The sequence below is a fragment of the uncultured Chitinophaga sp. genome (assembly GCF_937898475.1).
GTDB lineage: Bacteria > Bacteroidota > Bacteroidia > Chitinophagales > Chitinophagaceae > Chitinophaga.
Genome location: NZ_CALEJS010000033.1, coordinates 55,637 through 78,959, shown reverse-complemented (window position 1 = coordinate 78,959; position 23,323 = coordinate 55,637). Strand labels below are relative to the sequence as shown.

Annotated in this window: 17 protein-coding genes; 9 read left to right on the top strand and 8 right to left on the bottom strand. The window is 50.8% G+C overall.

The window, feature by feature from the left end; translation table 11 throughout:
• Positions 1 to 32 precede the first annotated feature (32 nt).
• The 4 genes from Q0577_RS20655 to Q0577_RS20640 all read right to left on the bottom strand — a co-directional run bounded on the left by Q0577_RS20655 (position 33) and on the right by Q0577_RS20640 (position 3,480).
• A complete protein-coding gene (locus tag Q0577_RS20655; RefSeq protein WP_298739691.1) occupies positions 33 to 1,082 on the bottom strand; it encodes an MlaD family protein in 1,050 nt (349 codons plus the stop codon).
• 2 nt (positions 1,083 to 1,084) lie between these two features.
• On the bottom strand, positions 1,085 to 1,858 hold the full coding sequence (locus tag Q0577_RS20650; protein WP_298739688.1) for an ATP-binding cassette domain-containing protein: 774 nt from the start codon (positions 1,856 to 1,858) through the stop codon (positions 1,085 to 1,087).
• A 69-nt stretch (positions 1,859 to 1,927) separates the two neighbouring features.
• Positions 1,928 to 2,701 carry an ABC transporter permease gene (locus Q0577_RS20645; RefSeq protein ID WP_298739685.1) on the bottom strand — a complete coding sequence of 258 codons (774 nt, stop codon included), beginning with the start codon at positions 2,699 to 2,701 and terminating at the stop codon, positions 1,928 to 1,930.
• A 263-nt stretch (positions 2,702 to 2,964) separates the two neighbouring features.
• Positions 2,965 to 3,480 (bottom strand): DinB family protein, encoded by a 516-nt coding sequence (locus Q0577_RS20640; RefSeq protein ID WP_298739682.1) that lies wholly within the window; start codon positions 3,478 to 3,480, stop codon positions 2,965 to 2,967.
• Between the two features lie 252 nt (positions 3,481 to 3,732).
• Here Q0577_RS20640 and Q0577_RS20635 point away from each other — a divergent pair, with 252 nt between their 5' ends.
• Complete coding sequence (locus Q0577_RS20635; protein ID WP_298739679.1) at positions 3,733 to 4,926, top strand: glycosyltransferase family 87 protein; 1,194 nt, start codon at positions 3,733 to 3,735, stop codon at positions 4,924 to 4,926.
• A 196-nt stretch (positions 4,927 to 5,122) separates the two neighbouring features.
• On the top strand, positions 5,123 to 7,537 hold the full coding sequence (locus Q0577_RS20630; protein WP_298739676.1) for a TonB-dependent receptor: 2,415 nt from the start codon (positions 5,123 to 5,125) through the stop codon (positions 7,535 to 7,537).
• A 150-nt stretch (positions 7,538 to 7,687) separates the two neighbouring features.
• Here the strand turns inward: Q0577_RS20630 and Q0577_RS20625 are convergent, their stop codons facing one another.
• Positions 7,688 to 8,077, bottom strand: a complete 390-nt coding sequence (locus Q0577_RS20625; protein ID WP_298739674.1) for a response regulator — start codon at positions 8,075 to 8,077, stop codon at positions 7,688 to 7,690.
• Between the two features lie 147 nt (positions 8,078 to 8,224).
• On the opposite strand from Q0577_RS20625, the gene Q0577_RS20620 reads away from it, so the two are divergent.
• Complete coding sequence (locus Q0577_RS20620) at positions 8,225 to 8,677, top strand: YhcH/YjgK/YiaL family protein (RefSeq protein ID WP_298739673.1); 453 nt, start codon at positions 8,225 to 8,227, stop codon at positions 8,675 to 8,677.
• Between the two features lie 111 nt (positions 8,678 to 8,788).
• Here the strand turns inward: Q0577_RS20620 and Q0577_RS20615 are convergent, their stop codons facing one another.
• Complete coding sequence (locus Q0577_RS20615; RefSeq protein WP_298739671.1) at positions 8,789 to 9,097, bottom strand: hypothetical protein; 309 nt, start codon at positions 9,095 to 9,097, stop codon at positions 8,789 to 8,791.
• On the bottom strand, positions 9,094 to 9,876 hold the full coding sequence (locus tag Q0577_RS20610; RefSeq protein ID WP_298739669.1) for a thioredoxin family protein: 783 nt from the start codon (positions 9,874 to 9,876) through the stop codon (positions 9,094 to 9,096). The genes Q0577_RS20615 and Q0577_RS20610 overlap by 4 nt, the downstream gene beginning before the upstream one ends.
• A gap of 161 nt (positions 9,877 to 10,037) precedes the next feature.
• On the opposite strand from Q0577_RS20610, the gene Q0577_RS20605 reads away from it, so the two are divergent.
• Positions 10,038 to 11,015, top strand: a complete 978-nt coding sequence (locus tag Q0577_RS20605; protein ID WP_298739666.1) for a helix-turn-helix domain-containing protein — start codon at positions 10,038 to 10,040, stop codon at positions 11,013 to 11,015.
• A gap of 335 nt (positions 11,016 to 11,350) precedes the next feature.
• Here Q0577_RS20605 and Q0577_RS20600 read toward each other — a convergent pair whose 3' ends face one another.
• On the bottom strand, positions 11,351 to 11,545 hold the full coding sequence (locus Q0577_RS20600) for a YwbE family protein (RefSeq protein WP_298739665.1): 195 nt from the start codon (positions 11,543 to 11,545) through the stop codon (positions 11,351 to 11,353).
• Between the two features lie 517 nt (positions 11,546 to 12,062).
• Between Q0577_RS20600 and Q0577_RS20595 the strand changes: the two genes are divergently transcribed.
• The 5 genes from Q0577_RS20595 to Q0577_RS20575 all read left to right on the top strand — a co-directional run bounded on the left by Q0577_RS20595 (position 12,063) and on the right by Q0577_RS20575 (position 23,246).
• Complete coding sequence (locus Q0577_RS20595; RefSeq protein WP_298739663.1) at positions 12,063 to 12,656, top strand: tail fiber protein; 594 nt, start codon at positions 12,063 to 12,065, stop codon at positions 12,654 to 12,656.
• 27 nt (positions 12,657 to 12,683) lie between these two features.
• Positions 12,684 to 13,847: an ABC transporter substrate-binding protein gene (locus tag Q0577_RS20590; protein ID WP_298739661.1), complete on the top strand. Its 1,164-nt coding sequence runs from the start codon at positions 12,684 to 12,686 to the stop codon at positions 13,845 to 13,847.
• A 9-nt stretch (positions 13,848 to 13,856) separates the two neighbouring features.
• Entirely contained in the window at positions 13,857 to 21,377 is a 7,521-nt protein-coding gene (locus Q0577_RS20585; RefSeq protein WP_298739660.1) for an Ig-like domain-containing protein, read from the top strand.
• A 20-nt stretch (positions 21,378 to 21,397) separates the two neighbouring features.
• Positions 21,398 to 22,336, top strand: coding sequence for a PorP/SprF family type IX secretion system membrane protein (locus Q0577_RS20580; RefSeq protein ID WP_298739658.1), 939 nt, complete (start codon positions 21,398 to 21,400; stop codon positions 22,334 to 22,336).
• Positions 22,337 to 22,682: 346 nt separating this feature from the next.
• On the top strand, positions 22,683 to 23,246 hold the full coding sequence (locus tag Q0577_RS20575; protein WP_298739657.1) for a hypothetical protein: 564 nt from the start codon (positions 22,683 to 22,685) through the stop codon (positions 23,244 to 23,246).
• Positions 23,247 to 23,323: the final 77 nt, after the last annotated feature.

The following is a 23,323-nucleotide window of genomic DNA, read 5'->3' as shown; positions in this document are numbered from 1 at the left end:
TCTATATCTTCATGAATAACCGGCCTGACAGCTTATTGCTGCCTGGCCTTTTCTGCTTCTTTTTGCTGGCGCTCCAGTTCCTTCTGCTGCTGTTCTGCTGCTTTCTTTGCCGCTTTTTCCTGGCGGCGGAAGTAGCCCCTGAACAGGAAATTATGTTTCAGCGCTTCCATATTCTGATTCAGCCTGCCAGTGCTGCTGTCCAGGTTAATGATGGTTTGCTTGAGATGCTGTGCAGTTTGCGGATCGTTCAGTAATACGCCTGCGGCAGATTGCGGGTTGCTGAGTTGCTTGTTCACATTGGCGCTGACGCCCTGCAGGTTCTTCACTGTTTCGTTGGCACTTTGTGCCGCCTGCTCCATATTGCTCACGGTGCTGCGTAGCCTGCTAAACACCATGGTGTCGGTTACCAGTTCATTGGCCAGCACCCCTTCGGTTTGCAGCTTGGCGCTGTAGGCAGACAGGTTGTTGGTCAGGCGCTGGGCGTTGGCGGATGTTTGCTGCAAACTGGCCAGGGTACGTTCCAGGCGGTCGTACACGGTGGTGTCTTTCAGCAGTTTACCGATATTTCCCTTGCCGGCGGCGATGGTGTTGGTGATCTCTTTCAGGTTACCGGTAATGTCTACCAGGTTTTTGTTGTTGACCTGCAGGGTGTTCATCAGCTCATCGCTGCTGATACTGGTTTCAACCGCCACTTCGTCGCCGTCCTCTATTACGGGCGATTGCGGGTTGCCGCCGTTGAGGGCGATGATCTTATTGCCGATCAGGCCGTCTGAACTGACCTTGGCCCTTACATCTTTCCGGATAAAGCCAACGTAGCTGCGGTCTATATTGATCAGCACTTCTATCTTATGCGGCTCCAGGAAGGTGATCTTCTTGATGGAGCCAACCTTCACGCCAGAGTACCATACATTGTTCCCCTTGGCGAGGCCGCCAACATCCTGGAACATAGCGCGGACCTGTACTGAAGGCATAAAGGCTTTTTTCTGTCCGCCCAGTACCAGTACGGCCAGGCAGAAGATGACCAGTCCTACAAAGATGAAGATGCCTACTACAACGGTTCTTGTTTTGGTTCTTGTTTGCATAGCTATTCAGTAAAGTTATATTCATAGAATTCCCTGATCAGTTCATCGTTTTCACGGAATACCTCGTCAAAGGTTCCCTTGACAATGAACTTTCCTTCTTTCATTACTGCAATATTATCGCCTGTGGCTTTGGCACAGGTAAGATCATGGGTGATGATGATAGAGCTGGTTTTAAAACGGCGCTGCACTTCGTTGATCAGGTTATTGATCTCTGTGCAGGTGATGGGGTCCAGGCCGGCGGTCGGTTCGTCATACAGCATAATATCCGGCCGCAGGATCAGTGTACGGGCAATACCGATACGTTTGCGCTGCCCGCCGGAAAGCTCCGAAGGCATCTGGTCGCGGGTATGGCTCAGGCCAACGGCTTCCAGTACCAGGTCTATACGGCGGTTCCGTTCTTTGGCCGTCATGCCGGGCTCATTCCGTTCCAGGGGAAAGTTCAGGTTCTCGGCGATGGTCATACTATCGTACAGGGCCCCATGCTGGAAACAGAAGCCTACTTTCAGGCGCAGCTCCCGCAGGCCTTCCGTATCCAGGTGTTCTACTTCCTGTCCCATTACGTTCACCTGCCCTGCATCCTGTTCCAGCAGCCGTATAATGATCTTGATCAGTACAGATTTACCGGTACCGGAGCGGCCCAGCACCACTACATTTTCGCCTTTGTGCACGTCGAGGTTCACACCACGGAGCACATGGTTATCCCCGAAGGATTTATACAGATCCTTTATCGAAATTACGGTTTCATTCCAGTCAATATCCGGCGTAAATCCTTTCATTTTGTATCTTTTTGCTGTCAGCGTTTAGCTGTTGGCGTTTGGAATCTGATTGATGGTTTTTGGAATTCATCATCTTATAGCGTTGATGAGTTGTACAATCACCACTTCTTCTATAAAGATGAGGAACATGGATATTACAACAGATACATTCGCGGCCTTGCCCACGCCCTGGGTGCCCTGGGTGGCATTGTATCCCTGGTAGCAGCTGACCACCCCGATGGTGAAGCCGTACATGGTAGCTTTGAGCAGGGAAGAGGCCAGGTCCAGGAAAGAAATATTGGTAACGGCGTTCTGTGTAAAGGTAGCCAGCGAGGTCTGCTCATTTAAGTGAATGTCCAAATAGGCGCCCGCCATGCCCACCAGTCCTGTGTAGGCCATGAGCAGGGGTACGCATACCGTGGTGGCCATGATACGGGTTACCACCAGGTATTTAAAAGGATTGATGGCCGATACCTCCATGGCGTCTATCTGTTCTGTTACCCGCATGGAGGCCAGTTCTGCCCCGATGCCGGAGCCTACTTTGCCTGCGCAGATAAGGGAAGTAACCAGCGGCGCCAGGGCCCTGATGATGGCGATGGAGATCAGGGAAGGCAGCCAGGAGGTGGCCCCGAATTCGGCCAGCGAGGGGCGGGATTGCTTGGTGAATACCAGCCCGGTAATGAACCCTGTAAGCGTGATCAGCGAAAGGGATTTGTTGCCTACAAAATAACATTGACGCATAAACTCCCGGAACTCGAACGGCGGATGGAACAACTGCCTGAAAAAGCGGCTGATGAACCGGAAGATATTGTACACATCAATGAAGAAATGGTCTATTCCTTTCGTTATTACTGGCTTATCCATAGAGTAAATTAACAAATTTTACCGGTACGTATACGCTCAATCCCCTCCTGTACTATTACAATTTGAGGCAGTGCTTTGTTAAAAGCAGGCTGCTTTATAGCACAAGATATGATCAAACCGCATTCCATTCGGCAGAAATTGCATAATAACCCCGTGATTTTGAGGAAGGGCAGCCAGGGCAGGGGCAACATCGGGAAATTTAGGCCGCCAGGCTGTACAGATTGTGGAGAAAGCTTTACGCCCCGTACAGGGGCGTAAAGTATTTAAGCGTAGGTTTTACGGATGACGGTTTCAAAGATATTTTGCAGTTGTCGTGTATGCCTTTGGGTATGGACGGTATAAAAGCTGACCCACTCCAGCCGGGTAAGGTAGCCGGTTTGTGGCATTTCCCAATCCAGGCAGGTAACGCTGAGGTCCAGGGTCTGAATACCTTTGCGGATGGCGGCAGCGGTGATTTCCAGTTCGCTGAGCAGATTTTCTTTGACATATTCCACATTTTCAGGTTCCAGCACTTCCGGCGCTTTGAATTTGACCGTGAAATCAAGGAAGGTTTGGCGCAGGGGCGCTACCAGCATATCCGGCTGGCGTTCTGTAGGCCCGGTATGCCCGTACAACAATCCGGCCGGGGAGCTTTTCTGTAAATGCCGGGCTACCTGTGCGCCGGTCCAGCTGCCTTCAAAGGGCACGGTGTTTAGACGATCCTGCGGGAATGCGGCTATCAGCTGCAGCAGGATATTGAAACTATCATCAAAAGACTTCAGAATGGCGGTAGTTTGCATGATAAGGTGTGTTTAGTTGTAGTAATCAGGTATCCTATACAAACTTACGATGACCGGATGGCCCGGGCAGGGTGCATTAATGACAATCTGCGGGGCAGGACAGGCCAAAAAGAGCTGTTGGCGGTTAGCTGTTGGCTGTTAGCTTTAATATGCGGGGTATTTTGCCTGGTTTAAGTGTAAATTGTTAACGGCGAGGGACTTTTTATTTTTAATTTATTTAATATAATTTTCCGCCCTCATTCTAATCGATCTATGGAGCAGAACATCGGCCTTGCGTCGAAAAAACGTTTTACACTCGCCTGGCTGGGCGAAAAAGAGTGGCTGGCGCCCGCATTATGGTTTGGGCTGTCTATATTGGTAGCTTTTAAGGAGCTGGCTGGTCCCTACATTAACAACTACATCATTTTCAAGCACGTATACCTGCATACCCGTGCCCTGCAACCACTGTATATTGCCTACCCGGAATATTTTGACGTAAACATGTACGGGCCGGTGTTCAGTATGATCATCGCCCCCTTTACCTGGCTACCCGATGTGGTGGGAGCTTTTATATGGATGTTGTGCAATGCCGCTTTCCTGTATTTTGCCATCCGGCAGCTGCCGCTGAACCGGATACAGCAGAACCTGGTGCTGATATTTGCTAGTCATGAGCTGATGGCCGCCAGCAGCTACTGGCAGCTGAACCCTTCCATCATTGCCTGCATTATCATGAGTTATGTGCTGATACGGCAGGGCAGGGAGTTCTGGGCAGCATTTTTTATCGTCATAGGTACGCTGACTAAATTATATGGCGTGGTAGGCCTGGCGTTTTTCTTTTTCTCCAACAACCGCTGGAAGCTGATCGGCAGCCTGCTGGTATGGGGACTGGTATTGTTTGCCCTGCCCATGATCATTTCTACTCCTGCTTATATCGTAAACGCCTATAAGGAATGGGGAGAGGCCCTGGTTTTCAAGAACAACAAGAACTACCAGTTTGACAAAGGCGTACTGTTACAGAACATTTGTGTGCAGGGCGTGATCCAGCGGGTATTTCACCTCAAAAAACTGAGCAATCTCTGGGTACTCGGACCAGCCATTTTACTGTTCGCAGGGCAGTACCTCTTTCTTAAGTACCGTGAGAACCGTAATTACCAGCTGTACCTGCTCTGTACTACGCTGATCTTCACCGTTATCTTCAGTACCAGCTCGGAATCGCCTACGTATATCATCGCGTTCCCTGCCGCCTGTATCTGGTACGTGCTGCAATACCCCACCAAATGGGTGAACGCCTTCTTTATCTTTTTACTGATCGGCACCTCATTTTCACATTCGGACCTGGTAACACCCTGGTTTAAAAAGAACTTTGTTGTGCCTTATGCTTTAAAAGCCGTGCCCTGTGCCGTGTTGTGGCTGGTGCTTATCTGGCAGGTATATACGAAACAGTTTTTACGGATAAGAACGGCTTGAAGGTTTGAGGGTTTGAAAGTTTGAAGGTCCCCTGATATATGGTAGTGCACCTTCAAACTTTCAGGCGCTCAAACTTTTAACCTTTCATTACGGTTTTTCCCAATATGGTAAAAACTATTCCGTTTCTCGTAAATGGAAGCGGCGGGTTTACATTTACTTCGCGCCAGTTCGAAAAAATGCATAACTACTAACCGCAATGAGTACAAGTTTACCAAGTCCTGTCAAAGCCCTTTACACCGGCCTTACGGCAGCGCTCTTCACCGCACTATGCAGCGCTCCCAATTCTGCAGCTGCCACCAGCCCTTTATCCGGTCTTATTCATTACCAGCAGCAAGATGGCACTATAAAAGGAAAAGTAACTACCAGCGATGGTCAGCCCGCAGAGCATGCCACCGTGCGCATTAAAGGTAAAACAGCGGTGCGCGTGGATAAGAATGGCAACTTTGTCTTCAGCGGACTGGAAGCAGGTACCTATATACTCAGCGTTACCTTTACGGGCCAGGAGCCCCAGGAACGCACCGTTTCCCTGCAGGCCGGTGAAACCGCTACGGCAGATTTCAGCCTGGCTGCCAGCATGCAGGCCTTGAATGAAATACTGATCGTGGGAGATAAATATACCATCACCTCCCGCAAACAAAGCGATAACGTGGCCCGCCTGCCCTTAAAGAACCTGGAAAACCCGCAGGTATACAGCGTGGTGGATAAAGAACTGATCAGGGAACAGATGGCCGTTACACTGGAAGAATCTTTCCGTAATGTGCCCGGCGCCGCTCCCTCTAAAACGGCGGCTGGTATCCCTGCTTTCTTTTCCCGTGGTTTTAACACCACGGATAACCTGCGTAATGGTATGGCCACTTTTACCCGTACCACGATAGACCTGGCTACGGTAGATCGCGTGGAAGCCATTAAAGGCCCTTCTTCGGCTTTATTTGGCGGTACCATGGTTTCCTTTGGCGGACTGGTGAACTACATTACCAAAAAGCCGTATGACTACCTGGGCGGTGAAATATCGTATACCCAGGGCAGTTATGACCTCAGCCGTATTGCAGCCGATTTTAATATGCCCGTGAATGAGGATAAGTCCCTGCTGTTCCGGATCAATACCGCTTACCAGAAAGAGAACACCTTCCAGGACCAGGGCCATGGCACCACCGTTGTTATCGCACCATCCTTTGCCTATAAAGTGAACGACCGCCTTACCCTTCGCCTGGACGCTGATTTCCAGAATTACAGCGGTACTTCCAGTTCAGCCTGGATCATTGGCCCCGGTGTGAAGGCCAGCTCCTGGGATCAGCTGAAGCTGGACTACAAACGCTCGCTGATCGATAATTCTTTCTCAGGCAGGCAGATGTCCAGCAACATCTTTGCCCAGGCAACATACAAGCTGTCCGATAAATGGACCTTCACCACCAACTACGCATGGGCTACCGGCGGATATAATGACCTCTATTACTTCAATCTTACCTGGACCACCGATACTACTGTTGCGCGCAACATCGGTACCTATGCACCCGATAAAATGGGCCGCAAGCATGTACAGCAAAACTTCACCGGTGACTTCCTCATCGGCAGTATGCGAAACAGGCTGGTAGTAGGGGTAGATTTTATGGACCAGTACCGTAACCTGAAATATGCTTTTGTGAACCTGGATACCGTGAATATCCTGCGCACACAAAAGGACATCCGTATACAGCAGCTGGACGATAGTTTGTCGCTGAAGAGCGCACCTGAAACCCTGAGCCGCCAGTATTCCTATGCAGCTTACTTTTCTGATGTATTGAACCTGACCGAGCACCTGCTGGTAATGGCGAGTCTCCGTGTAGACTACTTTGTAAACAAAGGCACGAAGAACAATCTTACACAGCTAACCACAGGTAATTATAACCAGACGGCGTTGTCGCCCAAGTTTGGTATCGTCTATCAGCCGGTGCCCAGCAAAGTATCTTTGTTCGGTAACTATATGAACGGATTCAAGAATGTGGCCAACGTAACGCAACCTGATGGTACGGTGTCTGAATTCAAGCCCCAGCAGGCCAACCAGTGGGAGGGAGGCCTTAAGCTGGATCTGCTGCAGCATAAACTGAATGCCACTGTCAGCTATTATAATATTGACGTAAAGAACAGTACCCGCCCCGAAGTGAGGGATGGCAAAGTTTTTACTGTACAGGACGGCACCCAGCAAAGCAAGGGCATAGAAGTGGAAGTGGTAGGCAACCCCTTCCCAGGTTTTAACTTTGTAAGCGGTTACGGCTATAACGATAATGAATATACAAAGGCGGATTTAAAGATCGTTGGCAAAAGAGCGCCGGGCGCACCTAAGCATGTGGGCAATATCTGGCTCAGCTACACGATCCTGAACGGTGCTGTAAAAGGCCTGGGTGCAGGTGGCGGCGTAATGTATGTGTCTGACGCATTTTACGATAATACCAATGCATTTATACTGCCTGCATATACGGTGATAGATGCTACTGTATTCTACAATACTCCTAAGTTCCGCATTAGTGTAAAGGCCAATAATATTGGCAACGAGAAGTATTGGGTAAGTGATGGTTTTTATGCCCGTCCGCAGAAGTTGTCTAATTTTTTGACGAGTATTGCGTATAAGTTTTAAATAGTTTAATAGTTTGAACGTTTGAAAGTTTGAAGGTGTACTACCATATCAGAATACCTTCAAACTTTCAAACGCTCATACTTTGAACCCCGCCAATCCCAATCCCAAAATCCTACATGCAAGGTTCGGAGTGAGACCAATTTGCAATGTTCATTCAGGGATCTGTACCTGTGAATTTGAAAGCTGCAACCTGCTGATGTAAGATCGCAATTCTTCCATATTCCCTGTCTTTTTAAGGAATTTGTCTGCCCCTGCATGGAGGGCCGTGATCTCGTCGCTTTTTTCAAGAGAGGAGGTATACACCACGATCTTTGCGTGTGGATCGGCATTCCGGATACTCTGGATCACTGGCGCCCCGTTGTGCCCGGGAACAATACACCAGTCCATGATCGCCATGTCCACCGATGGCATGGTGGATATGTATCTAATACAGTCTTCACCGGTAGCAGTGATAACTTCTGCCGTACAGTAGCGCCTGAGATAGGTGGTAAGCACATAACGCTCTATCGGGTCATCTTCAATAAGCAAGATTCTGGGCATGTTAGTTGGCAATTTTGAGCATCGGTGTATAGCAACTACCTAATAGTACAAAAAATGATCCAGGATAGTTTAGGGAAATTCATAGAAATATTAATCTAATTTATTTTTAAATGCTATATCTTTCTGCCCTAACCATGCATAATTGTTATGATACTGGACACCCTGGAGAACGCTCACCTGTACTACGGTCTGGGCCCGAAATTCGTTAAGGCCTTTGAATACCTGAAGCGTACTGATCTTGCTTCGCTGACGAAAGGCAGGTATGAGATCGAAGGCAAAGACATTTTTGCCATTGTCAACGAATATGAAACGGTAGATCCTTCCGGTGAACAGATGGAGTCTCACAAGCAATACATCGATGTACAGTACATCGTTCGCGGTGCAGAGTTGATCGGCCACGATCTGCTGCTGGACAAATCTCCTTCCCAGGCCTACGATGAAGCGGCTGACTATATGCTCTTCCCGGAAAAGCCAGCTTTTTTCTCCCGAATGGAGCAAAACTACTTCGCTATCTTTTTCCCAACAGATCTGCACATGCCCAACCTCCGCATTGATGAGCCGGGAGAGGTGAAGAAGGTGGTCATTAAAATCAGTGTCTGAAAAGTTTGAAGGTTTGAGGTTTGAAGTTCGTTTAAAGTTAAAGGTTCAGGGCTGGTGTGCTTTAACAAACCCACAATTCCCTAACCTCGAACATTTAACAAACTTCAAACTTCAAACTCGTTTCAACTGTTTTACCAGCATATACGCCAGTGATAAGATGCACCCCGCAATCAGGCCGGTTCGCAGATATTGTGCTGTAGTCACAGAAAGGCCGATGCCCGTTCCCAGGGCAATGTAGGCGGCCAGGCACATGGGGCATTTGGGGATGAGGATCAGTATGGCGCCGGGGAGCATCCAGCGGATGCCATTGCCGAGGCGTTTGAGCAGGGAGGGTTTTTGCGACGGTACTTCAGCGGGCGGCGGCAGACTGGCTGCAGGCCTGGTAGCTTCCCGGGTGCCGCAGCAGCAATGCGGTTTCATGAGTGTGCCCCTCCGCTGCAGCAATCGTGCCCCATGGTGGCAGGCGCCTGGCCGGCAGCTTTTTTATTTGCAATATAGCTTTGTTCATAGCGGTCGTGGTGGCGTACCCAGGACATGGTAAAGCCCAGGTCATCTTCGTTACGGCCGAGGGGGGCAATATCCATAAAATTGTATGTGTTCACCATCACATCACAGCCCCGCATGTAGGTAGAGTAGGTGTGGAAGATCTCGTTCTCCTCATTTTTGTAGAATGCACTGGCTCCGTGCAGGTCTTCCGCCATAAAGGGAATCTTGTCGTAGTTGTAGTATACCTCACCCGTGGCAATCTCTTCGGGCCGGAAAGACACGTGATAATCGTAATTGAAGTCGTTACCGTAGGAAGATACCCATCTTACCTGCCAGCCCATCCGCTCTTTAAAAGCCTTGATCTGCTGATAAGGCGCCCTGGAAACCAGCAGGAGGGTAATATCACGGTTGGCCAGGTGTACCAGTGTACCGTCTATATGATCAGTGAAAAATGAGCAGCTGGGACAGCCTTCTTCCCGGTCGGGCCCCAGCATAAAGTGGTATACAATCAGCTGGCTGCGGCCGTCAAAGAGGTCGGCCATTGTTTCCGGGCCGTCGGGGCCTTCAAAAACGTATTGCTTTTCTACCCGTTCCCAGGGCAGGGAGAGGCGTTCGCGGGCTACCTCGTCGCGCAGCCGGTTCAGTTGTTTTTCCTTTTCCAGGAACTGTTTGCGGGCAGTCAGCCATTCGGCGGGAGATACGACAGTATGCATAACCGGTGATATTTTTGGTACCATACAAATCTCAGCAAGAAAATCCGCTTTCATGATGTGCGGAAGCGCCATAATAAGGGTGTGTTTGTGCCATGTTCTTAGGGTATATTTGTAGAGTTGTTAGTAATATCACCAGCCGCTAATGGCTAAACAATGTCTCCATGAAAGAAGTAGCATTGCTGATCTACGAAGACGCCATCCTGTCTGCTGTTGCCGGTGCACTCGATCTGCTGGCCGGCGCCAACCGATATATGGACGTGGCCGGAAAGCCCCCTGCATTCCGCGTTACCCTGGCGGTGGAAAAGGAGGGTTTTGAGCCTTTTCCGTTGCCATACCCGGATTTCCGCTATCGTACCCTGCGGGAGATCAAAGACACTCACCTGGTTATTGCCCCGGCGTTCTACAACGCGCCGGAAAAGGCTTTGGAAAACAAGCAGGCCATGGTGAGCTTCATTGCCGCCATGAACAGGAGAGGAGCGGAGGTGGCCAGCCTTTGTGTGGGCAGCTATTTACTGGCGGAGGCGGGCCTGCTGGCAGGCAGGGCATGTACCTCCCACTGGAACAACATTGCAGACATGCAGCGCCGTTATCCGGGTATAAAAGTGCTGCCCGATGTGGTGGTGACGGACCAGGACGGCGTGTATACCAGCGGCGGCGCGTTTTCTTCCCTGAACCTCCTGCTGTACCTGGTTGAGAAATTCTACGGCAGGGAAGCGGGTATCTGGCTCAGCAAGACCTTTTCGATCGATATGGACCGGGTGAGCCAGGCGCATTTTGCCGTATTCAGCGGTCAGCGTCAGCATGAAGATGAAGAGATCCGCAGGGCGCAGGCCTATATTGAAGAACATTATCACTCTGTGGTGTCTGTGGAAGAGATTGCCGGACAGATCAATATGAGTAAGCGGAATTTCATCCGCCGTTTCAAACATGCCACCAAGAACACACCTCTTGAATACCTGCAGCGGGTAAAGATAGAATCAGCCAAGAAAGCCCTTGAACGGGAAGCCCACAGCATCACCAACCTCATGTATGACGTAGGCTATAATGATATGAAAACTTTCCGCAAAGTATTCAAACGGATCACCGGTCTTACGCCACAGGATTATCGCAGGAAATATTGCCGGGCGTTACAGCATTGAGCGTTTGAAGTTTGAAGTTCGAGGTTTGAGGTTCGTTGGAAAGTTAAAGGTTTAGATCAGGTGTGCTTACCCGGTCACAGTTCCTGAACTTTTGAACCTGTGGCCAACCTCAAACTTCAAACCTCAAACCTCAAACAAAAAAACCGCCGGTATACCGGCGGTTTTCCGACGCGTCTGCGTCAACAGTCTTCTTGTATGGAGCAACCCGGTTAGGCGATACTAACCGAAGGTTTCCATGAATATCCTGTAGATTGCATGAATACCTCCTTTTCTTTGGTGAATTATAAAATTACAACATAATCCGGTAAAAGAATTGTTAAAATGACACGCTTCTTTTATCCTTCTATCACGGCTACACGGCCTATCTGGCCATCTTCCAGCCGCACTTTAATGCCCCGGGAGTGATAAGCTGCTGAGGTCAGTATATCTTTTACAATGCCGTAGGTGATTTTGCCGCTGCGCTGATCTTTCTTCAGGATGATCCCTACTTCCAGCCCCGGGTAAATGTCTTTTCTGTATTGGCCGTCCATAAAATCGTAAGTGGTTAATCGTTAGTCGTTAATATCTGCTGCGAAGATAATTCGCTTATTCAGAATGTGTAAAAGTACCCTGCAGAAAGAGTAGAATCACTCTATCAGCCGTACAAAAAATTGTTATACATTGCAGCACAGTTAATTGTGTAATTGACGTATTAGGATATTACAATATTAAAAATTACCTTTGGGCACAGAGTCAGATATAAGGACGTTTGAGCTCCACATTTTTAGCCCTATTGTTGAAAAGCCTGATAACTTCTTTTATCCTATTTGTTTTGAGAACCTGGCGTTAGTTACTGACGTCTAAATTTAAAAAAGAGAAGCGCACGACCTGAACTATGAACGTACCCTTTATTACCCTCGAACCGGTAATGCCGTTGCCCTCACCGGCTACTGATAAAAGCCGCAGTGATTGTCATGTAATGTACGCTTACAACGGGTTTATTTCCTCCGGATTATTTTCACAAGACGAATACAGTAAACACTCGTTATCACCTAAACATTAAATGCTATGGATCCATTTTTAGCGTCCCTTTTATTGTTCGGCGGCAACTTCGCCATCAGAGGCTACCAGATGTGCTGGGGCCAGATCATTTCTATTTCGCAGAATTCCGCGTTATTCTCTTTGCTGGGTACTACCTACGGCGGAAACGGCCAGACTACCTTTGCATTGCCCGACCTGAGAGGCCGTGCGCCTATCGGTACCGGTAATGCCCCTGGTTTAGGCAATTACAATCTCGGCCAGACTGCAGGTACTACTTCTACTACGCTTACACTTAACAACATGCCTGCGCATAACCACGTGGCAGCCAGCACTATTGCAACTTCCATTGCGGTGAACACCACTGCGGCTACTACCAACACGCCCGCTTCCGACGTGGGGCTGGCAGCACCGGCCAATGTTGGTACTGGTCCCAGCGCTCAGCCGGTGAAGATTTATGCAACGCCTGACGCTACCAATACTACAACCCTGGGTGGCGTAACCACAACAGGCAGCGTTACCATTGGTATGGCCGGCGGCACACAGCCCTTCAGCATACAGAACCCTTACCTGGCAATGACCTGGCTCATCGCCATGGAAGGAGTTTACCCTTCCCGGAACTAGAACATATAAGGAACAACAGCAGAAGATATGAAAACCTCCCTGAAAATTGGATTCCTGACACCCTATTCGGGTATTTATCCCTATTACTCGCACCACCTGTTTACCGGGTGGTTGCTGGGCATGGGCCTGGACCCCGTGCGGCAGAATACCATCGAATTTGTGCAGGAATACACTCATATGGGAAGTATGGATGCTTGTGAAACGGCAGCCCGTAAGCTGCTGTTTTTTAACCGTGTGGATATTCTCTCAGGCCTGGTCAGCTATAAATCAATACCAGGCATGATTCCGTTGATAGAGAAAGACAAACGTCCCGCCTTCTTCTTTGATATGGGAGAATATGTACCTTATTTCCCTTATCTCAGCCCTGATGTTTTCTATGCCTCCCAGCAGGTATGGCAATCTCAGTATGCCCTTGGACGTTGGGCCCGGAGTAAATGGGGCGACGGCGGGCATATTATTACTGCTGTATACGAGGCAGGCTACCACCTGAACAACAGTTTCCAGCAGGGCGTGCTCAGCGCAGGCGGACGCGAACTGCAGCTTACGATACTGCCTTTTGATCAGCAGGATCCACACAAGATGGAGCTGGACAGCTTCTTTGCGCAGCTGGCCAAAGAGCCGCCTCCCTACGTGCATGTCATCCTTTGTGGCAGCATGGGCAACCGCTTCCTGGAAAAATGGACACAGAGCGGTTTCTATAAAAAAATACCTTTGCTGGTATTTGAGACCATGGCCTATGATGACATCCTAGAAGATATCAAGAACGTCAACCTTGAAATATATTCTGCGCAGTTATGGATGCGGGAAGATGAGAACAAAGCCAACCAATTGTTTGTAAAATCATTTGAAAACATCGCGAAACAGCCCGCCAATATTTATTCCCTGATGGGCTACGAAGCCGGACTGGTTTGGAAAGAACTGCTGCCTTATGCGCGTACTGACGACTGGGACACAGTAAAGCAGCGGCTGCGTGATGGAATTATTAAGGGCCCCCGTGGAGAAAAGAATTTTTACCCATCCTCCGGCTTTGCTTTGCCGGCTGCCAATATTCTGAAGATTACAGCTTCCGCAAATAAGATACATAAAATTATCCTTGACCAGGGTACAGGCATGCGGTTCGATGCGAAAGAACTGGAGGCGATCCACCAGGAAAGCGTATCGGGCTGGCAAAATCCCTTACTCTGTATTTAATATTTGAATATGAAGTACAACTTTACGCTTCTTAAAATTGTGAGAACCCTGTTGCTGGCCCTGTGCTGTATGATCGGCGCAGAGCAGGTCATGGCACAGGCTTACACAGCTTCACTGGTTGAGTCTGACCCGAGTCAGAACACCGGCTACTATTCAGCGATTGCAAAAGACAATAGTGGTAATCTTTACGTTGTCAAATACAATGGTAGCGGTTACCGCTTGTATAAATGGAATGGTGGAAATCCCACCAGCCTTGTTCCGCTTTCTATGCTGGCCTCAGATCCGGTAGCGTTTCAGATTCCCTGGGGAGTAGCGGTAAATTCAACCAACAACGATGTATTCGTAATAAGCGCCAATATCGGTGTTGGATATGAGATACTCAGGCATCAAGGGGGAACAGGTGGGCCAACATCTGTACAACAGGGTAAAATGTATTCGGCGATCTGCCTGGATAACAATAATAACCTGCTGGCCGTTGAGCGCAGTGGGCCTGTGGGCTCTTCTTACCAGATAACACGCTATACTTCCGAGGGAGGTGGTTCTGGTACGGTGTTGTACAGTGGCATTGCCGATCCCGGCGATGGAACCTTTCCCTGGGGAATTGATACCGACACAGACGGTAATATATATGTTACCAATTTCTATAACGGTGGCGCCGGGGGCATAATCAAATTAACTGCACCTGCCTTTGGCAGAACCGATATACTGACCGGAAGGTATTTTACCGGCCTCACTATTGATGCCTCCAATACCATGTATGCCGTAGAGCGTGACGGCGCTAATCCTATATATAAGGTAACAAAATTTGCCAATGCATCCGGTACCGGAACTCAGATTTACAGCGGGCTTACCGAAGGTTTTGGTACCTATCCCTGGGGAATTGTGGAGCACAATGGCGACCTATATGTGAATGACGGAAGTGCGACTACTGATATAAACGGTGATCCCTGCGGTGGCCAGGTGCTCAAGCTGTCGCCTCCCAACATCCACATCCTCAGCATTAACCGTTTTAACCCGACAGCAACATCCACCAACGCCAGTTCCGTACAGTTCCTCGTTACCTTCGATGGTCCGGCTAGTGGTGTCAGTGCTTCCAACTTTATTGCTACGGTAGTCAATGGCAGTATTACTGGTATGACCATAGATCCGGTTACAGGTTCCGGCAATACCCGCGTGGTTACCGTTAACACAGGTAGTGGAAATGGTACAATCCGCCTGGATATGGCGAACGTCACCGGCATTACGCCCGCCGTGGACAACCCTATGCCCTATACCTTAGGACAAACCATACTTATTGATAAAATTGCGCCCACCGGTGCCGTCACCATTAACGGCGGCGCTGCATATACAAATAATGCCAGCGTTTCGCTGAGCCTGAACGCCGCCGACGGTGGTGGCAGCGGCGGCCTGACAATGGCGATTTCCGAGGATGGTACTAATTTCGGCGCCTTTGGACCTTATACCAGTCCGATGGGATATCTGTTTAATGGTCCGGATGGCCAGAAAACCGTATATATCCGCCTGAGAGACGAGGCCGGAAACGAGTCCGCTGTTTTCCAGGACGATATTATATTAGACAGAACAGCGCCTGAGACGGGGATCGTGGATGCTCCGCCAGCCCTTACCAACGAGGTCAACGCAAGTTTCACCTTCACTTCCGATGATCCAAACGCTACCTTTGAATACGAGCTGGATGGCTCGCCGTTTTTCCCTACCGGTAATCCGTTCAATGTCTTCGGCCTTCCCGCCGGAACGCACACCTTTTCCGTTCGCGCAAAAGACCTCGCGGGTAACGTGGATCCGACACCGGAAACCTACACATGGACCATCGACACCGAAATGCCATCGGTTACTTCTGTAGGGGTACCTGCCAATGATACTTATGGTGTTGGCGGGCAAATGGACTTTACGGTAACATTTAATGAAGATGTGGTGGTGGACGCCACCGGCGGAATACCTTACATTACGCTCAACATCGGCGGTACCACCCGTACAGCAACATATGTATCCGGCTCAAATACACCTAACCTGGTTTTCCGCTATACCGTAGCGGCAGGGGATCTGGATAAAGACGGTATAGGTGTAAGCGGCCCGATTACCCTTGATGGCGGTATTATAACAGATATCGCCGGCAATGAGGCCATTCTCACACTCAACTCCATTGGCAATACAGCCGCTGTACTGGTAGATGGGGTTGGCCCTGTGGTAACTTCTGTAGAGGTACCTGCTGACGGTTATTATAATGAAGGAGACTACCTGGATTTCATCGTGCACTTCGACGAGGTTGTAAGGGTTACCGGTACGCCTTCCATCGATGTAAACATCGGCGGAGTGATGGTACCCGCCAATTTTCTCTCCGGCGCCAATTCAAACGCCCTGCGTTTCAGGCATATTGTTGCGGCAGGAGAAAATGATGAGGATGGTATTGAACTGGGCGGCAATATTTCGCTCAATACCGGCAGGCTATGGGACGCAGCTGACAACGATGCCACACTTACACTGAATGCTGTTGAAAATACCAGCGGGGTATTGGTGAACACAGTCATACCAACGGTGAACTTAACCGGTACCGCCCAGCTCAACCAGCCCTGGACCATGACCGTCACCTTCAGTGAAGAAGTAAGCAACTTTGAACTGGCAGATATCAATTGCAATAACTGTACAGTCTCCAGCCTGAACACAACAAACGATATTGTATATACGGTGACGGTAACTGCCCAGGGAGATGGACCGGTGTCTGTTAATGTACCAGCCAACGTTGCCGAAAATATGGGCGGTAACGGAAACGCCGCCTCGAATACCATCACCTATGAGTTCGACGGCACAGCGCCTGCTATTACCTCGGTGGATGTGCCTGCCAGCGATTACTACAGCGAAGGCGAAGACCTGAACTTCACCGTCAACTTCAGCGAAGCTGTGAACGTGACCGGCACTCCATCATTGCCGGTGATCATCGGGGCCGCCACAGTACAGGCCACCTATACCGGCGGTTCTGGTACCAGTGCGCTTACCTTTGCTTATACTGTACTGGCCGGGCAGAGCGACCTGAATGGCCTTGCGCTGGGAACCACCCTCGCCCTCAACGGCGGTACAATAACAGACCTGTCGGAGAATAATGCCGTGCTTACCCTCAATGGTGTAGGTCCGATAAGCAACGTACTGGTAGACGCAGTAGCACCCACGGTTTTTTCCGTGTCAGTACCGGTTAATGCTTACTACAGAGAAGGCCAGATGATCGGTTTCGCTGTAAATACCACTGAGAATGTAATCGTAACGGGTACGCCAACACTCGACATCGTGATCGGTTCTGTTACCCGCAAAGCCAATTATACCGGTGGCAGCGGCACCAATTCGCTCTTCTTTGTGTATTATATAGTGGCAGGCGATAATGATATGGACGGCATCACCGTTGGCACGCTCGACCTGAACGGCGGCACCGTGCGCGATGCAGCCGGTAACGACATGAACCTGACACTTAACAACATAGCACCCACTAATAATGTGTTTGTCAACACGGTGATACCTGCGGTTACCTTATCCGGACCGCCGGTGCGTAATGCACCCTGGACCATGACCATTACCTTCAGCGACGAGGTGACCGGCTTCGCGTTGACTGATATCAGCGCTACCAATGCAACGCTCAGTGGGTTCACCACTTCAGATAACACCACCTATACTGTACTGGTAACAGCAACGGCAGGCGGTAATGTGCCGGTATCACTCAGTGTAGCCGCCAACGTGGCCACCAACATTGGCGGCAATGCCAACACCGCCTCCAATACGATCAACTATGTACATGACGATATACCGCCAACCGTTACCTCCGTCAACGTGCCTCCCTTCGGTGGGTACAAGGCAGGCGATGACCTTGATTTCACCGTTCACTTCGATGAGAATGTAACGGTTACCGGCACGCCTTCCGTCCCCATAATCATCGGGTCCACTATTGAACAGGCCACCTATGTTTCCGGAACAGGTACAGGATCTCTCGTATTCCGCTACACCGTACAGGATGGGGATCTGGATGATAACGGTATTGCCGTTAATCCCACCATCGTCCTGAACGGTGGTACGATCACGGATGAAGCTACCAACAACGCGGTACCTGTCCTGAGTAATGTAAACAGTACCGGCGGGGTAATAGTAGACGCTGTTGCACCGGTGGTTACTTCCGTATCCGTTCCTGCCGATGGTTACTATAAAGGCGGCCAGCAGCTATACTTTACGGTACACTTCAGCGAGAATGTTACGCCTTCGGCAGTTCCATCTATCCCTGTCACCATCGGCACTACCGTGGTAGAAGCAGATTATGTCAGCGGTGCCGGTACTTCCGCCCTGTACTTCACCTACACCGTGCAGCCGGGAGATATGGATATGGATGGTATTGCAGTGGGTGCCAGCATCGCGCTCAACGCAGGTACCATCAGGGATGGAGTAGGTAACAATGCAGTGCTTGCACTGAATAATATCGCTCCTACCAATAACGTGTTCGTGAACACGAACTTACCTTCAGTGGTATTGTCTGGTGCACCGGATCTGAACGGCCCCTGGACAATGACCATCACCTTTGAGGAAGATGTCACCGGCTTTACTGAGACGGATATCACCGCTGCCAATGCAAACCTGAGTAATTTCAGCCAGGTATCCCCCAGCGTCTACACCGTGCAGGTGGAAGGTGCTTCAGACAATCCGGTATCACTTAGTGTAGCTGCTAACGTTGCCACCAACATTGCAGGCAATGGTAACGCTCCTTCCAATACGCTTACCTATATTCACGACGCTACGGGCCCGGCCATCACCTCGGTAACAGTGCCTGCTGACGGCACTTACAATGTGGGCGATGTGCTGACCTTTACCGTCAACTTCAACGAGGACGTAACGGTTACCAATACGCCTTCCCTGCCGCTCACCATTGGCACTACAACCGTAGCAGCTAATTATACAGGCGGCAGCGGCAGCAATGCGCTGACCTTCAGCTATACCGTGCAGAATGGCCAGAGCGACCTGGATGGCATCACCATCGGTACTGCACTCTCGCTCAACAACGGTAATATTACAGATCTGGCTACCAACAATGCGGATCTTACCATTAATGGCGCTGGCAATACGAGCGCGGTACTGGTAGACGCCCTGGCGCCGGTGATCACCGCTGTAACAGTACCAGCTGATGATTACTATAAAGCCGGTGAGGTATTACTGTTTACCGTGCAATTCAGTGAGCCGGTAGTATCAACCGGATCAACCGCTACTTTACCTGTAACAATCGGCACTACCACCGTACAGGCCGCCAGGTTCAGCATGCCCACTGCCAATACCATTGTATACCGTTATGAAGTACAACCCGGTGATATGGATATGGATGGCATCACAGTTGGCAGCGCGCTTGTTCCGGGCGGTACGCCGATTAGAGATGCGGTTGGTAACAGTGCTGACCTTACGCTGAACAACGTGGGCAGCACCAGCAACGTGTTTGTGCTGGGCAGCCGTCCAACGGTAAGCTTCAGCGGTATAACAGGCTCCAATGTGGCCTGGACTGCCACCATCGTCTTCAGTCATCCTGTTACAGGCTTTACGATATCAGACATTGCGCTGACGAACGCCGTAGCCAGCGACTTCCAGATGATCAACAGTACTACCTACACCGCCCTGATCTCACCGCAGGTACAGGGAACAGTGTCCGTACAGATACCCGCTAACGTTGCGGAAGATATGGCGGGCAACCTGAACGAGGCTTCGGGCACGCTCTTCTATTCTTATGATCCTAACCCGCCGTTTATCACTGCTGTAGAAGTGCCGGCTAACGGCTACTACAAAGAGGGAGATGTGCTGAACTTTGCCGTGAACTGGAATGAGATAGTAAGGGTGAATGCCACACCCAGCACGCTCACCCTGCCGGTGATCATCGGCAGTAAAACCGTGCAGGCAGGCTTTGTTACAGGTTTTGGTACTACGCGGCTCACTTTTGCCTATACTGTACAGGCAGGAGACCTTGACCTGGATGGTATCCAGCTGGGCACAGCGCTGGAGATGACCCGAACCGATGTGCGGTTTACCGACCAGTCCAACAACCCTGCTATTCTCACGCTTAACGGCGTACCCAATACCAGCGGAGTATTCGTACACACGGCCCGTCCGTCTGTAGCGCTTACATCTGCAGCCCCCGCCCGCGTCAATGCAGCGTTCACCGTAACGGCTACCTTCAACGAGGCAGTAACACAACTGACGGCATCAGACTTTACGATCACCAATGGAACTGCATCTAACCTGCAGACTGCAGATAATATCACTTATACCGTGCTGGTAACACCCGGAACAGATGGCCCGGTAACCATCAGCCTCCCGGCAGATGTGGCAGAGAACGTGGTAAACTACGGCAACACCGCCTCCAACAGTATTACCCGTACTAATGATGTCACCCCGCCGGTGATCGCCGCAGGTCAGCACTTTACCGTAAGCCAGTACAGCCCTGCAGGCACCGTTGTGGGTACGGTTACCGCTACCGACGCATCCGGCACCATACAGAACTGGGCCATTGCAGCTGATGGTTCGGCAGGCGCCCTGGAAATCAGCACCGCAGGTGTGATCTCCGTAAGGAATTCCAACCTGCTGAATGCCCTGGTGGGTACGGATGTGAACCTGGGCCTGACCGTCAGCGACGGCCTCAATACCAGCACCGCGGTACCGGTTACTGTACGCGTAGTATTCGTGAACCAGCCGCCCACCCTGGATGCGATCAGTAATGTGGCCATCTGTAACGATGTGCAGACACATACCATACAGCTCACCGGTGCTTCTGCCACCGAACCGGGCCAGACATATACCATTACCGCCACTTCTGCCAGCAACATCTTTGATGAGCTGAGCGTGGGCGCCGGTGATGTACTGACCTATCGCCTTAAAGCAGATGCGCCAACAGGCGCCGCCACCGTAGCCGTTACCATCCGCGATAATGGCGGTACTTCCGGCGGGGCGGTAGACTCCCTGCGCCGCACCTTCACCGTCACGGTGAACGCATTGCCGGTGGTAACCATCACCAGCGATAAAGGCGCCAGCATTTCAAAAGGCGATGTTGTGAGGCTGACCGCTACCGGTGGCGCTACCTATGCGTGGACCGCCGCAGATGGCATCATCAGCGGACAAAACTCCGCCGTACTCGAAGTGCGCCCCATGGTGAACACCACTTACGAAGTAACAGCCACCAGCGCGGCAGGATGTACCGCTACCGGTTCATTTGACCTCAGCGTGGTAACAGACTTCAAAGTGGATGCTACCAACGTGCTGACGCCTAACGGCGATGGCCGCAACGACCGCTGGGTGATCCGCAACCTGGACAGCTATCCGGATAACGAGGTGAAGATCTACGACCGCGCCGGCCGCCTGATCTACAACCGAAGGAATTACAGCAATGACTGGGATGGTACTGTAAACGGCAGCCCGCTGGCAGAAGGTACCTACTACTATATCCTGACGATCCAGAATGGCGCCAAGACGGCAACAGGTTATATTACGATTGTACGTGACCGTTATTGATCCTTTAAATGTGTATGATTATGAACTTCCGATCTGATAAAAAAGTACATATGCGCCTGTTCATGCTTTGCAGTGTTGTACTGGCCACTTTATTCACCCGGAATGCCCAGGCCCAGAGCCTGGGCAACTCCCTGGGTTTGCTGGAGCCCTCCGGCACCCAGTGGTTCCAGAACCAGTACCTCGCTAACCCGGCTATGGCCGGAATTGATAGCGGTATGCACCTGAATGCCGCTTACCGTCGTCAGTACAACGGTATAGAAGGCTCTCCGGTAACCGGTCATTTCAGTGCCGATGGCGCCCTGGGTAACAGGGTAGGAGCCGGCTTCAAAGTCTTTAACGACGAGGCGGGCCTCATTACCCGCACCCGCCTGGCAGCTACCTACGCTTATCACCTGCCCCTGGGCGAAAACGGCTCGCAGCTGCATTTCGGCCTGTCGCTGGCATTCAACGTGCAGCGGCTGGACTATACCAAGGTAGACGGCGACGCGGCAGATCCTTCCCTGTCTGCATTTAACCGCCGCGACAACTACTTTGAAGCAGAATACGGTATGGCCTATACGAATGGCAACCTGTTCCTGCAGGCGGCCCTGCCCAACGTAAGGAGCCTTTTCACCGGTAAGGACTATGGTGTGAACGGCGGCGGGCTTTTCTTTACTTCAGCATCCTATCGCTTTACACCGGAACAGGGCGTGATCAGCGGTATTGAACCCAAAGTATGCTACCGCGGCATAGACGGCTATGACAACATCGTGGATGCAGGTCTTAATCTATACATACTGGATAACGTGGCCAGTCTGATGGGCATGTATCATACCTCAAAAAGTGTCACAGCAGGACTGGGGGTTAATATTGCCAGGACGGTAATATTACAGGCGCTTTACACCACGCAGACAGGCGGCATCAAATCTTACGTGGATGGTACCTATGAGATAGGCGCCACGGTGAACCTGTTCAGGTAATACATTCGGTTTCCCTCATTCATAATAAAGCATCCTGGTATCTCAATGGGTATACGCCCGTTCAGCCGCCAGGATGCTGTCTTTTCCACATCTCTTCCTCATCTTCCGGCCGTCTTATCCTCGTCCGGGCCGTTTCCGCTCCTCATAGTGCAGCCGTCTTAGCTTAGTGGTGCCCGCGTGATACCGGCATTAAAAGCGTTCGTGAGCTACACAAAAAGCGTTCGGTGGTAATACGAACAGCGTTCGCGGGCCTTTCCGCAAGGCCAATTTAATGATCCGGATCAATTTTTTTCTCCCTCCCCCATCGTAACTTTATTGGATTGTTTAACAGTTAAAATGATTGACAATGGCTAAGCAGAAAGGGCCCACTTTCATCACCGGCACTTTTAACGGCTTGTGCTATTACCAGATGGACGGCCAGTATTATGTACGCCGTAAGAGCTCCCTGAGCCGCAGGCGGGTAAAACGGTCTCCCGCATTTAGGCGTACCATGCGCTATGCCGGTTTCCTGGCGGAGGCCTCGCGCATTGCGTCCGAGGTGTACCGTATTACGCCGCGTAAGAGCAGGAAGCGTGAGATCTTCCAGGGCCTCACCGGGAAAGCTATGGAACTGCTTAAAAAAGGCATGGAGGCAGCACTGGTAATGGCGCAGCTGAAGGCGGAATACAGGCCGGCGCCCCTGCTGCAGGTACAGCAAACGGAGCCACCCAGGGCCGCGCCGGTAAAGGTATTACGCGTGATTCGCCGGCAGCATGCACGCCTGCAGACAGGCAATTATCAGGTAGCGGTGGATGGTTCCCTGCAGCTGAATGTACGCGCATTCGTATCTTCTCAGCGCCTGATGGCGGCATCGGCAGGGGGGATGTCCATGCGAAGATCCTCCCGCACAAGGCAGAAAGCCTTCACTTAAACGCATACTTCAATGCTGCTGCCAGCACCACTCCGTCATTCCTGGCAAAGTCGGGGTAAGGGTCTTTTACCCACTAC